The 12,916-nt window shown below is 65.3% G+C and carries 14 protein-coding genes and 1 tRNA gene; 9 read left to right on the forward strand and 6 right to left on the reverse strand.

The features are described from left to right. Positions 1-96 precede the first annotated feature (96 nt). Positions 97-173, reverse strand: a tRNA-Pro gene (locus DPV79_RS29040). 177 nt (positions 174-350) lie between these two features. Then, positions 351-1,346 carry a polyprenyl synthetase family protein gene (locus DPV79_RS29045; RefSeq protein ID WP_042975355.1) on the reverse strand — a complete coding sequence of 332 codons (996 nt, stop codon included), beginning with the start codon at positions 1,344-1,346 and terminating at the stop codon, positions 351-353. 210 nt (positions 1,347-1,556) lie between these two features. Between DPV79_RS29045 and rplU the strand changes: the two genes are divergently transcribed. From rplU to proB, 4 genes are all read left to right on the forward strand, one after another. Continuing rightward, entirely contained in the window at positions 1,557-1,868 is a 312-nt protein-coding gene (gene rplU / locus DPV79_RS29050) for a 50S ribosomal protein L21 (protein ID WP_006025184.1), read from the forward strand. 24 nt (positions 1,869-1,892) lie between these two features. Next, complete coding sequence (gene rpmA / locus DPV79_RS29055) at positions 1,893-2,156, forward strand: 50S ribosomal protein L27 (RefSeq protein ID WP_006476999.1); 264 nt, start codon at positions 1,893-1,895, stop codon at positions 2,154-2,156. Positions 2,157-2,344: 188 nt separating this feature from the next. Beyond that, positions 2,345-3,457 carry a GTPase ObgE gene (obgE, locus tag DPV79_RS29060; RefSeq protein WP_059687193.1) on the forward strand — a complete coding sequence of 371 codons (1,113 nt, stop codon included), beginning with the start codon at positions 2,345-2,347 and terminating at the stop codon, positions 3,455-3,457. 90 nt (positions 3,458-3,547) lie between these two features. Continuing rightward, positions 3,548-4,666 carry a glutamate 5-kinase gene (proB, locus tag DPV79_RS29065; protein ID WP_027788436.1) on the forward strand — a complete coding sequence of 373 codons (1,119 nt, stop codon included), beginning with the start codon at positions 3,548-3,550 and terminating at the stop codon, positions 4,664-4,666. A gap of 97 nt (positions 4,667-4,763) precedes the next feature. Here proB and DPV79_RS29070 read toward each other — a convergent pair whose 3' ends face one another. Both DPV79_RS29070 and DPV79_RS29075 read right to left on the reverse strand, forming a co-directional pair. Continuing rightward, on the reverse strand, positions 4,764-5,372 hold the full coding sequence (locus tag DPV79_RS29070; RefSeq protein WP_113047103.1) for a CNP1-like family protein: 609 nt from the start codon (positions 5,370-5,372) through the stop codon (positions 4,764-4,766). A 13-nt stretch (positions 5,373-5,385) separates the two neighbouring features. Then, positions 5,386-6,033: an RNA pyrophosphohydrolase gene (locus DPV79_RS29075; protein WP_048026088.1), complete on the reverse strand. Its 648-nt coding sequence runs from the start codon at positions 6,031-6,033 to the stop codon at positions 5,386-5,388. A 228-nt stretch (positions 6,034-6,261) separates the two neighbouring features. On the opposite strand from DPV79_RS29075, the gene DPV79_RS29085 reads away from it, so the two are divergent. Both DPV79_RS29085 and DPV79_RS29090 read left to right on the forward strand, forming a co-directional pair. After that, complete coding sequence (locus DPV79_RS29085; protein ID WP_113047104.1) at positions 6,262-7,998, forward strand: proline--tRNA ligase; 1,737 nt, start codon at positions 6,262-6,264, stop codon at positions 7,996-7,998. 21 nt (positions 7,999-8,019) lie between these two features. Beyond that, positions 8,020-8,622 carry a MarC family protein gene (locus tag DPV79_RS29090; protein ID WP_009688453.1) on the forward strand — a complete coding sequence of 201 codons (603 nt, stop codon included), beginning with the start codon at positions 8,020-8,022 and terminating at the stop codon, positions 8,620-8,622. A gap of 85 nt (positions 8,623-8,707) precedes the next feature. Here the strand turns inward: DPV79_RS29090 and DPV79_RS29095 are convergent, their stop codons facing one another. Together DPV79_RS29095 and ffh are read right to left on the reverse strand one after the other, a co-directional pair. After that, entirely contained in the window at positions 8,708-9,259 is a 552-nt protein-coding gene (locus tag DPV79_RS29095) for a hypoxanthine-guanine phosphoribosyltransferase (protein WP_021159891.1), read from the reverse strand. 94 nt (positions 9,260-9,353) lie between these two features. Then, on the reverse strand, positions 9,354-10,721 hold the full coding sequence (ffh, locus tag DPV79_RS29100) for a signal recognition particle protein (RefSeq protein ID WP_048026091.1): 1,368 nt from the start codon (positions 10,719-10,721) through the stop codon (positions 9,354-9,356). Positions 10,722-10,810: 89 nt separating this feature from the next. Between ffh and DPV79_RS29105 the strand changes: the two genes are divergently transcribed. Genes DPV79_RS29105 through ampD form a run of 3 tightly spaced genes read left to right on the forward strand, consistent with a single transcriptional unit; the run spans position 10,811 to position 12,625 of the window. After that, positions 10,811-11,704, forward strand: a complete 894-nt coding sequence (locus DPV79_RS29105; RefSeq protein ID WP_027788432.1) for a cytochrome C assembly family protein — start codon at positions 10,811-10,813, stop codon at positions 11,702-11,704. 13 nt (positions 11,705-11,717) lie between these two features. Further along, the gene (locus DPV79_RS29110) at positions 11,718-12,038 is read left to right on the forward strand and encodes a PP0621 family protein (protein WP_027788431.1); all 321 of its coding nucleotides are present in this window, start codon (positions 11,718-11,720) and stop codon (positions 12,036-12,038) included. Further along, the gene (gene ampD, locus DPV79_RS29115) at positions 12,035-12,625 is read left to right on the forward strand and encodes a 1,6-anhydro-N-acetylmuramyl-L-alanine amidase AmpD (RefSeq protein WP_021161899.1); all 591 of its coding nucleotides are present in this window, start codon (positions 12,035-12,037) and stop codon (positions 12,623-12,625) included. The genes DPV79_RS29110 and ampD overlap by 4 nt, the downstream gene beginning before the upstream one ends. Positions 12,626-12,916 lie beyond the last annotated feature (291 nt).

Consider the following 12,916-nt stretch of genomic DNA (forward strand, 5'->3'; position numbering starts at 1 on the left):
GAGGCCGGCGACCGTGATGTGTCGTGCGCGACACGAGGGGCCGCGGCGGCCGGACGAAAAAAAACCGTGCACATGGTGCACGGTTTTTTCAAAATCTGGTCGGGGTGAGAGGATTCGAACCTCCGGCCTCTACGTCCCGAACGTAGCGCTCTACCAGGCTAAGCTACACCCCGATTTGTACTCTTCCGATTTCGCCGTCTTCTTCAAGACCGCTGCGTCGTCAAGCAAGAACATAACTATAACGACGTTTCTTCAAGAAGGGAAGCCCTTGGAGAAAAAAATTTTCGAGACAGGTGATTTTCCCGTGTCGAACATGTGTCGCAGCCGTGGCGGCGACACATGACATGCAATCAGGACTGCCGCGACGTCGAGTAAGAGCACAGCGCGAGCAGGCTCTCCTTGTAGATCGAATCGGGGAATGCGGCGATCGCGGCCGCTGCCGCCTGCGCCTCCTGGCGCGCACATTCGAGCGTGTGATCCAGTGCGCCCGAGCGCGTGATCGCTTCGAAAATCGTGTCGAAGCGATCGGTGCCGCCCTGTTCGATCGCCTCGCGTGCCAGCGCTGCCTGCTCGGGCGTGCCGCGCTCGATCAGATAGATGAGCGGCAGCGTCGGCTTGCCTTCGCGGAGGTCGTCGCCGGCATTCTTGCCCATTGCCTCGACGGTGCCCGCGTAGTCGAGCCAGTCGTCCATGATCTGGAATGCGGTGCCGATCCGGCGGCCGTATTCGGCGGCGGCGGCCTCGGTCGGCGCATCGGCGCCCGCGAGCACCGCGCCCAGGCGTGCCGATGCCTCGAACAGCTTGGCCGTCTTGTAGCGGATCACCTGCATGTAGCGCGCTTCGTCGACGTCCGCGTCGTGCATGTTGAGGAGCTGCAGCACCTCGCCTTCGGAAATGATCGTCGTTGCTTCGGACAGGATCTCCATCACGCGCATCTTGCCGACGCCGACCATCATCTCGAACGAGCGCGAATAGAGGTAGTCGCCTACCAGCACGCTCGCCGCGTTGCCGAACAGCGCATTGGCGGTCTGGCGGCCGCGGCGCAGCTCGGATTCGTCGACGACGTCGTCGTGCAGCAGCGTGGCCGTGTGGATGAACTCGACGACGGCGGCCAGCACGTGCCGCTGGTGCGACGTCTCGCCGAGTGCACCGGCGACGAGCAGCAGCAACGCCGGGCGCAGCCGCTTGCCGCCCGCGCCGATGATGTACTCGGCGATCTGGTTGATCAACAGCACGTCGGACGCGAGGCTTTGCCGGATAACGCGATTCACCTGCTCCATGTCGCTGGTGATCGGAGCGAGCAGGTGGGCGGCGCTGAGGGTGGGGGAGGCGGTGGACGACGACATGATGATGGAATTGGGTGATGCCGCGGATTATAAGTCGAATCCGAGATATCCCGGTCTGTCACACGTGCCGCAGCCGCGAATTTGGCCGTTCGGCCGAGGCCCGCGCGAGGCAATCGTCGATCGGTTTTGACTTCGGTGCTAACCCCATGTATAATCACGTGTTTTCCGCGCGTGGTGTGCGGAAAAATTGGATCCAGAGTGAGGTTCTCAATGTACGCGGTCATAAAAACCGGCGGCAAGCAGTACAAGGTTGCCGTTGGCGAAAAACTCAAAGTAGAACAGATACCGGCTGACATTGACGCTGAAATCACGCTCGACCAGGTTCTCGCAGTGGGCGAAGGCGAATCGATTAAGTTCGGTACGCCGCTGGTCAGTGGGGCTTCCGTCAAGGCCACCGTTGTGTCGCACGGTCGTCATGCCAAGGTCACCATCTTCAAGATGCGTCGCCGGAAGCACTACCAAAAGCACGGCGGCCACCGCCAGAACTACACTGAGCTGCGCATCGACGCGATCAACGCGTAAGCGCCTCGGTAAAGGAGCAATCAGATGGCACACAAAAAGGCAGGCGGCTCTTCCCGGAACGGCCGCGACTCCGAGTCGAAACGTCTCGGCGTGAAAGTGTACGGCGGCCAGGCAATCAATGCCGGCGGCATCATCGTGCGTCAGCGCGGTACGCGCATGCACGCAGGCGAGAACGTCGGCATGGGCAAGGATCACACCCTGTTCGCGCTGGTCGACGGTCACGTCAAGTTCGCGACGAAGGGCGCGGACAAGAAGCATCTGGTCATCGTCGTCCCGGCGGCTGCCTAAGTTCAGGCACCCACGGGCTTCGTAGCCGAAAGGCCCCGCAGTCTTCGCGGGGCCTTTTTTTATTTGGCCGCCGGGCGCGTGCGCGTTCCGGCGACCGTTGCGCAACCGGCGTACGATCGGCCGAACGGCAGATTGTTCAAGCGTGCCGGCGCGCGGCACAATAGCGGAAATACTGGGCGGAGTGACGAATGAAGTTCATTGACGAAGCACGAATCGAAGTCATCGCCGGCGACGGAGGCGATGGCAGTGCGTCGATGCGCCGCGAGAAATTCGTCCCGTTCGGCGGGCCGGACGGCGGCGACGGCGGTCGGGGCGGTAGCGTGTACGCGATCGCCGACCGCAACATCAACACGCTGATCGACTACCGTTACGCGAAGAAGCATCTGGCGCGCAACGGCGAAAACGGGCGAGGCTCGGATTGTTACGGCAAGGGTGGCGACGACGTCACGCTGCGCATGCCGGTCGGCACGATCATCAGCGACATGGATACCGGCGAGCTGATCGCCGACCTGACCGAGCACGACCAGCAGGTGATGCTTGCGCAGGGCGGTGCCGGCGGGCTCGGCAACCTGCATTTCAAGTCGAGCACGAACCGCGCGCCGCGCCAGAAGACGGACGGCAAGCCCGGCGAACGTCGCATGCTGAAGCTCGAGCTGAAGGTGCTCGCCGATGTCGGCCTGCTCGGCATGCCGAACGCAGGCAAGTCGACGTTCATCTCGTCGGTGTCGAATGCGCGGCCGAAGATCGCCGACTACCCGTTCACGACGCTTGCGCCGAATCTCGGCGTGGTGCGGGTCGGCCCGAGCAAGAGCTTCGTGATCGCCGACATCCCGGGGCTGATCGAGGGTGCCGCCGAAGGCGCGGGCCTCGGCCATCAGTTCCTGCGCCACCTGCAGCGCACCGGCGTGCTGCTGCATCTGGTCGATCTTGCGCCGTTCGACGAAAGCGTCGATCCGGTTGCCGAAGCGACGGCGATCGTCGGCGAGCTGCGCAAATACGACGAGGCGCTCTACGAGAAGCCGCGCTGGCTCGTGCTCAACAAGCTCGACATGGTGCCGGAAGACGAGCGCAAGGCGCGCGTCGCGGATTTCCTCGAGCGCTTCGAGTGGGACGGCCCGGTGTTCGAGATTTCGGCACTGACGGGCCAGGGCTGTGAAGCACTGTGCTACGCGATCTACGACTACCTCTCCGAACATTCGGACGCGCATCGCGCGGCGGAGGCGGAAGATCTCGCGGCGGACGTGCGTTTCCGCGACGCGCCGCCTGCGAAGGGCGAGGCCGCGCCGGGCGACGACGACTGAGTGGTTCCGGAGCGCGCCGGGTGTGCCGCCCGGCGTCGGCGCTCAATCGCGCCCGGCCGGGCAGGCATCAGATACAGGAGACAGTGCAGGATGCGTTCGATCATCGCGGATTCGAAGCGATTGGTGGTGAAGGTGGGCTCCAGCCTCGTGACCAACGACGGCAAGGGGCTCGATCATGCTGCAATCGGCCGCTGGGCGGCCCAGATCGCCGCGCTGCGCGCCCAGGGCAAGGAAGTCGTGCTCGTCAGCTCGGGCGCGATCGCCGAAGGGATGCAGCGGCTCGGCTGGAGCAAGCGGCCGCGGGAAATCGACGAGTTGCAGGCGGCGGCCGCGGTCGGCCAGATGGGGCTTGCGCAGGTCTACGAGAGCCGCTTCACCGAGCACGACATCCGCACCGCGCAGATCCTGCTGACGCATGCCGACCTGGCGGATCGCGAGCGCTACCTGAATGCGCGATCGACGCTGCTGACGCTGTTGCGGCTCGGCGTCGTGCCGATCATCAACGAGAACGACACGGTCGTCACCGATGAAATCAAGTTCGGCGACAACGACACGCTCGGCGCGCTCGTTGCAAACCTGATCGAAGGCGATGCGCTGATCATCCTGACCGATCAGTCGGGGCTGTTTACGGCCGATCCGCGCAAGGATCCGAACGCGACGCTCGTCGCGGAAGCGAATGCGGGCGCGCCGGAACTCGAGGCGATGGCGGGCGGTGCGGGCTCGAGCCTTGGCCGCGGCGGGATGCTGACGAAGATCCTCGCGGCGAAGCGCGCGGCGCACAGCGGTGCAAATACGGTGATCGCGAGCGGCCGGGAGTCCGACGTGCTCGTGCGTCTGGCGGCCGGCGAGGCGATCGGCACGCAGCTGATCGCACGTACTGCGCGGATGGCGGCACGCAAGCAGTGGATGGCCGACCACCTGCAGGTGCGCGGCCATGTCGTGATCGATGCGGGCGCGGTCGAGAAACTGACGGCCGGCGGCAAGAGCCTGCTGCCGATCGGCGTGATCGACGTACAGGGTGCGTTCGCGCGCGGCGAAGTCATCGCGTGTGTCGGCCCCGACGGGCGCGAAGTGGCGCGCGGGCTCACGAACTACAGCAGCGCGGAGACGAAACTGATTCACCGCAAGCCGAGCGGCGAGATCGAATCCGTGCTCGGCTACATGCTGGAGCCCGAACTGATCCATCGCGACAATCTGGTGCTGGTGTGATCATTCGCGTTGCCGGTTCAGGCCGTCAAATGAAAAAGCCCGCGTGATGCGGGCTTTTTCATGCAGCGGACGGCAGAAAGAGCGGCGCCGCGCGCCATCAGCGCAACTGGCTCATCGCGGTACGGTGAAACCGGATGTTCTCCAGGATCTGCCGGGTCGAGCCTTGCGGCATCTTGTTCGCGCAGAAGTAATCCTGATACAGCGCCGAGTGGTAGGCATTCAGCTCGCCGTTCTCGATGCGCTGCCAATCGTTCTCGACCGTGCGATCCCAGCCGTCGTGGTCCGAATTCAGGCCTGCATACTGCCGCCATTCGTAGGTGTCGCAGCGGATGCCCTCGTAGTTCACGTTGCGCGCACCGGCCGGGCTCGTGACGACGACCGCGTAGCGCACGACGCCGTCGGTGCCGACCGCGAGCGACTTCGCATCGACGAAGAACTTGAGCGGCGTGTTCTGCGATACGTTGAACGGCAGCAGGTCGCTCGCCTGCGGCAGCGGCGGCAGCGAGTCGACCGTGTTTTCCTTCCAGGTTCCCTGGCGGTCCAGCAGATACACGAACTCGCTGTCATCCTTGTCGGTCGGCGTCTTCGAATTCGCGCAACCTGCCAGCGTGGCCACCGCGGCAATCGATGCGAGCGCGAGAGCAATCGCTTTCAATATGCATTCCTCGTAAAAAAAGGGCGCGACACCTAGGTCGCGCCCGGTCATGCAGTTCGATTCGTCATTTGCCGACGATCACGTGGGGCGGCATCTCGTCGAGCGTGCTCGCTTCCACTTCGATCTCCGAACAGACTACCGATGCGTCGACAATCGTCAGCGTCTGCTGGGCCTGTGCGCCAATGACGCGCGGATAGCGCGACAGACGCGGCCCACGCGGCTTCTCGGCTCGCTGCGCCGGGCGGCGCAGGAAGCGCGACAGTTCCGTCAGCGCCAACTGATAGACATCCCGCTTGAACTCGATCACCGCATCGAGCGGCACCCAGTACTCGTTCCAGCGCCACGCATCGAACTCCGGGTGGTCGGTCGCGCGCAAGCAAATGTCGCAATCGCGTCCGACCATCCGCAGCAGGAACCAGATCTGCTTCTGGCCGCGGTAATGACCGCGTACTTCGCGTTTGATGAACTTGTCAGGCACCTCATAACGCAACCAGTCGCGAGTGCGGCCGATTATCTTGACGTGTTCCGGATGCAGGCCCGTTTCCTCGTGCAGCTCCCGGTACATCGCCTGCATGGGGGTCTCGCCGTACTTGATCCCACCTTGAGGAAACTGCCAGGAATGCTCGCGGAGCCGCTTGCCCCAAAACACCTCGTTGCGCGCGTTCAAGAGGATGATGCCGACGTTCGGGCGAAAGCCTTCACGATCCAGCATACAACCACCTTCGAATCCTTTAAAATTGCTTTGATTATAAACAGATAACGGGCGCTGCGCACCGTAGCGGAGCGAATCCGCGCGGGGTACACCGGCTGAATTGTCCCTGATTAGTCTGCTACGTCGTCTGCGCCATCGTCGTCCATTGCTGTTCGCCGCGCGCAGCTTTTTCACCTTGAAACTTTTTCGGGCGCCCCGCCTGGGGGCGCCGTTTTTGGAACCGTCCGCATGAAAGCTTCCCGTTTCTTTATCGGCACCCTGAAAGAAGCACCCGCCGACGCAGAGATCGTCAGCCACAAGCTGATGGTGCGCGCCGGCATGATCCGTCGCGTCGCCGGCGGTATCTATAACTACCTGCCGGTCGGCCTGCGTTCGATTCGCAAGGTCGAGGCGATCGTGCGCGAGGAAATGAACCGGGCGGGCGCCATCGAGCTGCTGATGCCGGCCGTGCAGCCGGCCGAGCTGTGGCAGGAATCGGGCCGCTGGGAACAGTACGGCCCCGAGCTGCTGCGCTTCAAGGACCGCAAGGACAACGACTTCGTGATCGGGCCGACGCACGAGGAAGTCATCACCGACATCGCGCGCAACCAGATCAAGAGTTACCGGCAGATGCCGGTGAACTTCTACCAGATCCAGACGAAGTTCCGCGACGAGATCCGTCCGCGCTTCGGCGTGATGCGCGGCCGCGAATTCATCATGAAAGACGCGTACTCGTTCGACAAGGATGCGGCCGGCCTGAACGAGTCGTATCGCAAGATGTACGACGCGTACGTGCGCATCTTCACGCGTCTCGGCCTCGAGTTCCGCGCGGTCGCGGCCGACAGCGGCTCGATTGGCGGCAACTTCTCGCACGAATTCCACGTGATCGCCGACACCGGTGAGGACGCGATCGCGTACTGCCCGACGTCCGAATTCGCGGCGAACGTCGAGGCGGCCGAAGCGCTGCCGCTGATCGCCGAACGCGCGGCGCCGGCCGAAGCGATGGAAAAGGTCGGGACGCCGGGCAAGGCGAAGTGCGAAGCCGTCGCCGAACTGCTGGCCATCCCGCTCGAGCGCACGATCAAGTCGATCGTGCTCGCGACCGACAACGAAGGCGCCGAGCCGACCATCTGGCTCGTGATGCTGCGCGGCGACCACGACCTGAACGAGATCAAGGTGTCGAAGCTGCCGGGCCTGAAGAACCACCGCTTCGCGACCGAGCAGGAAATCGTCGAGTGGTTCGGCACGCCGCCGGGCTATCTCGGCCCGGTCGGCACCAAGAAGCCGGTGAAGGTGATCGCCGATCGCACGGTCGCGAACATGAGCGACTTCGTCGTCGGCGCGAACGAGGTCGACTATCACATCGCCGGCGTGAACTGGGGCCGCGACCTGCCCGAGCCGGACGTCGCCGACGTGCGCAACGTGAAGAAGGGCGACCCGTCGCCGGACGGCAAGGGCGTGATCGACATCTGCCGCGGCATCGAGGTCGGCCATGTGTTCCAGCTCGGCACCAAGTATTCGGAAGCGATGGGCGCGACGTTCCTTGACGAGTCGGGCAAGCCGCAGCCGATGCTGATGGGCTGCTACGGCGTCGGCGTCACGCGCATTCTCGGCGCGGCGATCGAACAGAACTTCGACGACCGCGGCATCATCTGGCCCGAATCGATCGCGCCGTTCGAAGTCGTGCTGTGCCCGATGGGCTATGACCGCAGCGACATGGTGCGCGAGACCGCCGACAAGCTGTATGCGGAACTCGCCGCGGCCGGCATCGACGTGATCCTCGACGATCGCGGCGAGCGCCCGGGCGTGATGTTCGCCGACTGGGAGCTGATCGGCGTGCCGCATCGTCTCGTGATCGGCGAGCGCGGCCTGAAGGAAGGCAAGATCGAGTATCAGGGCCGCCGCGACGCCGAAGCGACGCTGCTGCCGGCCGACGCGGCTGCGGCGACGGTCGCGGAGAAGATCCGCGCCGCGCTCGCGCGCTAAGCGCACCGACCGGGGAACGCGGTGGAATACACCTTCCTGTCGGCCACCGTGCTCCTGGTGCTGATCACCGATCCGCTCGGCAACATCCCGCTGTTCATTTCGGCCATGCGGGATGTGCCGCGCGAGCGGCGCGTGAAGCTGATCCTGCGTGAAGTGGGGATCGCGTTCGTGATCCTGCTGTTCTTCATGCTGGTCGGCGACCGCTTCCTGCGGATGATGAGCCTCACCGACCTGTCGTTGCGGCTCGGCGGCGGGATCGTGCTGTTCCTGATCGCGCTGCGGATGATCTTCCCGCATCCGGACGGCGCACTCGGCAACGATCCGCGCGCGGGCGGCGAGCCGTTCATCGTGCCGCTCGCGATTCCGGCGCTCGCCGGGCCGTCGGCGCTCGCGACGGTGATGCTGCTGACGTCGCAGGGGCCCGGCAAGATGCTCGAGTGGGTCGGCGCGCTGACGGTCACGATGATCGTCTGCGCGGTGACGCTCGTGCTGGCCGAGCGGATCCAGCAATGGATCGGCGAACGGACCGTCGCGGCGTTCGAGCGGTTGATGGGCCTCGTGCTCGTCGCGATTTCGGTCGAGATGATGCTGGGCGGCATCCGCGCATTCGTGCACCAGCTGTAGGCGGCGCGGTGTGTGCCCACAAAAAAGGCGGCGCTCCGGGAAACCGGAGCGCCGCCTTCTATTTATATAGTGCGGAGCGGGGCGCTCAGACGTTCGTGGTCAGCGCGCGGATCGTCGGCAGGTTGCGCCAGTAGCCCTTCGCATCCATCCCGCAGCCGAACACGTAGCGATCCGGCACCGCGAAGCCGCAGAAGTCGGGGTGCAGCGGCTTTGCCTTCGCGAGCGTCTTCTCGCACAGCACGGCCGACATGAAGCGCTTCGCGCCCATGTCGAGGATGCGGTCGCGGATCGCGGCCATCGTCTCGCCTTCGTCGAGGATGTCGTCGAGCACGAGCACGATCCGGTCTTTCACCGATTCGCGCGGCGCGACGCGCCAGTGCATTTCCGGGCTGCCCTGCGTCGTGTTGCGGTAGCGGGTCAGGTGGATGTAGTCGAATTCGAGCGGGAAATCGAGATGCGGCAGCAGCATCCCGGTAAACACCGCGGCGCCGCCCATCACCGAGAGAACGAGCGGGAACGCATCGCCGATCTCGGCGCGGATCGCGTCGGCCATCCGGGAGATCGACGCATTGACGGCGTCGGCCGAGACGATCTCTTCGGAGTGGTTGAAAATGTGGAGGGCTTCTTCGCGGTTCATGTGTTCTGGCGGGCAGTCGGTATACAAATAAGAATGAAGCAGAACGGCCGGCGCGCGCTACAGCAAAAACCCGCGCGCCGGCCGATCGGCGGAATCAGCGCATGCCGGGCATCATGCCCTTCAGGCCGCGCATCATCTTCTGCATGTTGCCGCCCTTCAGCTTCTTCATCATCGTACGCATCTGGTCGTACTGGTTCAGCATCCGGTTGACTTCCTGCACCGGCACGCCCGCGCCGGCTGCAATGCGGCGCTTGCGCGTCGCCTTGATGATCTCGGGTTTCGCGCGCTCGGCGGGCGTCATCGAGCTGATGATGCCTTCCATCCGGCGGATCGACTTCTCGGCCTGGCCCATGTCGGCGCCGGCCGCCGCCTGCTGGAACTGCGCCGGAAGCTTATCCATCAGCGACGACAGGCCGCCCATGTTCTTCATCTGCGAGATCTGCGCGCGGAAATCGTTCAGGTCGAAGTCGCCGCCTTTCTTGACCTTGTCGGCGAGCTTCTGCGCGGCCTGCACGTCGACGCCGCGCTGCGCCTCCTCGACGAGGGCGAGGATGTCGCCCATGCCGAGGATCCGGTTTGCCATCCGGTCGGGGTGGAACACCTCGAGACCGTCGAGCTTCTCGGCCACGCCGACGAACTTGATCGGCTTGCCCGTGACGTGACGCACCGACAACGCGGCGCCGCCGCGCGAATCGCCGTCGAGCTTGGTCAGCACGACGCCGGTGAGCGGCAGCGTGTCGTTGAACGCCTTCGCGGTGTTGACCGCGTCCTGGCCGAGCATCGCGTCGACGACGAACAGCGTTTCGGCCGGCTTCAGCGTGCCGTGCAGCGCGGCGATTTCCTGCATCATCGCCTCGTCGATACCGAGGCGGCCGGCCGTATCGACGATCAGCACGTCATGGTAGTGGCGCTTCGCCCAGTCGACGGCCGCGACCGCGATGTCGACGGGCTTCTGGTCCGGCGTGGACGGGAAGAAGTCGGCGCCGACCTGCTCGGTCACCGTTTTCAGCTGCATGATTGCGGCCGGGCGATACACGTCGCACGACACGGTCAGCACCTTCTTCTTGTACTTCTCGCGCAGCAGCTTCGCGAGCTTGCCGGCGGTCGTGGTCTTGCCCGCGCCCTGCAGGCCGGCCATCAGAATCACCGCGGGCGGCGTGACCGCGAGGTTCAGCTCGGCGGCCTTGCCTTCGTAGTCGCCGCCGATCACGGCGGTCAGTTCCTTCTGGACCACGCCGACGAGCGCCTGACCCGGCGACAGGCTGCTGATCACTTCTTCGCCGAGCGCCTTTTCCTTGACCTTGGCGATGAATTCGCGGACGACCGGCAGCGAAACGTCGGCCTCCAGCAGCGCGAGACGCACCTCGCGGAGCATCTCCTGCGTGTTCGCCTCGGTAAGCCGGGCCTCGCCGCGCAGCGTCTTGACGACGCGCGCCATCCGTTGAGTGAGATTGTCGAGCATGGGGAGCGATGGACAGTGGGGCCCGAAGGCGCGGCGGAACCGAACAAAGGGAGCCGTCGCGGGAAGGGGGCCTAGTGTAAACTTCGAACATGGATATTGTACTGTATGCCCTCACCGCATTCCTGTACGGCGGCCTTGCCGTCGCAGGCTGGCGCACGCACCGCCAGGGCGCGACGCCGCTCGTCGCGAGCGTGCCGGCCGTGCCGGTTCCCGCGTCCGCCGCGTCCGGGATGAGCGGGGCCGGCCGCGCGCTGCTGTTCGCCGCGCTCGTCGCGCACGGCGTGCTGCTCCATACGACCATCTTCCCGCACGACGCGATGGTGTTCGGCTTCGCGTTCGCGCTGTCCGCGATGTTCTGGCTCGGCGCCGGCATCTACTGGATCGAGAGCTTCTTCTTCCCGCTCGACAGCCTGCGGCTGCTCGTGCTGCCGCTCGCATGCGGTGCGTCGCTGCTGCCGCTCGTGTTCGGCGGCGTGCGGGTGCTTCCTTATGCCGCAGCGCCGCTGTTCAAGCTGCACTTCCTGATCGCGAACATCGCGTACGGGCTGTTTGCGATCGCCGCGCTGCACGCGATCCTGATGCTGATGGTCGAGCGGCGCCTGCAGTCGCTGAGGAGCGGCGGACGCGACGGCTCGACGGGCTGGATCGCGAGCTGGCTCGAGACGCTGCCGCCGCTGCTCACGCTCGAGAAGCTGCTGTTCCGCCTGATCGGCGCCGGCTTCGTGCTGCTCACGCTGACGCTCGCGTCGGGCATCCTGTTCAGCGAGCAGGTCGACGCGCGCGCGCTACGGCTCGACCACAAGACCGTATTCGCGATCCTGTCGTGGCTGATGTTCGGCGGCCTGCTGGTCGCCCGCAAGACGTCGGGCTGGCGTGGCCGCGGTGCCGCGCGCTGGGTGCTCGTGTCGTTCGCCGCGCTGCTGCTCGCGTATGTCGGCAGCCGGTTCGTTTTCGAGGTGCTGCTGCACCGTTCCGTGGTTTGAACGCAGGTTTCCGATGCGACAGATTCTTCTCCTGATCCTTCTCTTCTTCGCGGGTTCGTGGCTCGCGCGCAAGCTGCGCCAGGCGCAGGAGCACGCGCAGGCGCGCACCGGCCGCGGCGCCGGTTACGACGGCGCGCCCGGCACCGGTGGCCCCGGGGCTGCACGGCCGAACGGCGACGCCGCTCGCTCGCTGCCCGAGCCGATGGTGCGCTGCGCCGAATGCGGCGTGCATGCGCCGAAGGGCGATGCCGTCGTCGCGGGCGGCGAATACTTCTGCAGCACCGAGCACGCGCAGCGCCACGGCGCACGCGCGAGCGGCCACGACGCCCGATGAACGACGCAGCACGACTGTCGGTCGATGCGCACGGCTGGGTGCGTGAAGCGCGCCACGCGCCGTCGCCGAATTACGAGGTGCGGCCCGCGGGCGCGGTGCCGACGCTCGTCGTCGTCCACAACATCAGCTTGCCGCCCGGCGAGTTCGGCGGCGACGCGATCGAGGCGCTGTTCCTGAATCGCCTCGACTGCGATGCGCACCCTTATTACCAGAGCCACCTGCGCGGCGTGCGCGTGTCCGCGCACTTCCTGATCCGCCGCAGCGGCGAACTCGTGCAGTTCGTGTCGTGCGACGAGCGCGCGTGGCACGCGGGCTCGTCCGAATTCTTCGGCCGGCCGCGCTGCAACGACTTCTCCATCGGCATCGAGCTCGAGGGCGCGGACGACGTGCCGTTCGACGACGCGCAGTACGCGACGCTCGCCGCACTCTCCCGCGCGCTCGCCGCACGCTACCCGGTCGACGCATTCGCGGGGCACTCGGACGTCGCGCCGGGCCGCAAGACCGACCCGGGCCCGCATTTCGATTGGCAACGCTTCGCGAGCGATGCCGGGTTTTCCGCCGAATACTTTCCTTTCCGTCAGCACTGATCGCGGGGTTTTTTGACCGGAGAAAGTTTTTTCTCCGACCAATGCCTTGTCGTGTCTGCGCGTGAGCGATGTCAAGACCTCCACCGCAAATTATCCGTTTGGACGTCCTCCGAATGTCCACTATACTTGGTGCCAGTTGAGCGGTTCTGCACTAGATATAGTGTGTGTCGCAGGGGAAACCCGAGCGGCACCGGCCGGCGGCCAACGCCGGCGGACAGGGTTCTCAGGGCGGCGCGTCAGGCCGGGCGGTCCAGGCGTCGCGATCAGCGCAGCGAACTTCGACGGGGCAGG

Source organism: Burkholderia reimsis (assembly GCF_003294055.1).
GTDB lineage: Bacteria > Pseudomonadota > Gammaproteobacteria > Burkholderiales > Burkholderiaceae > Burkholderia > Burkholderia cepacia.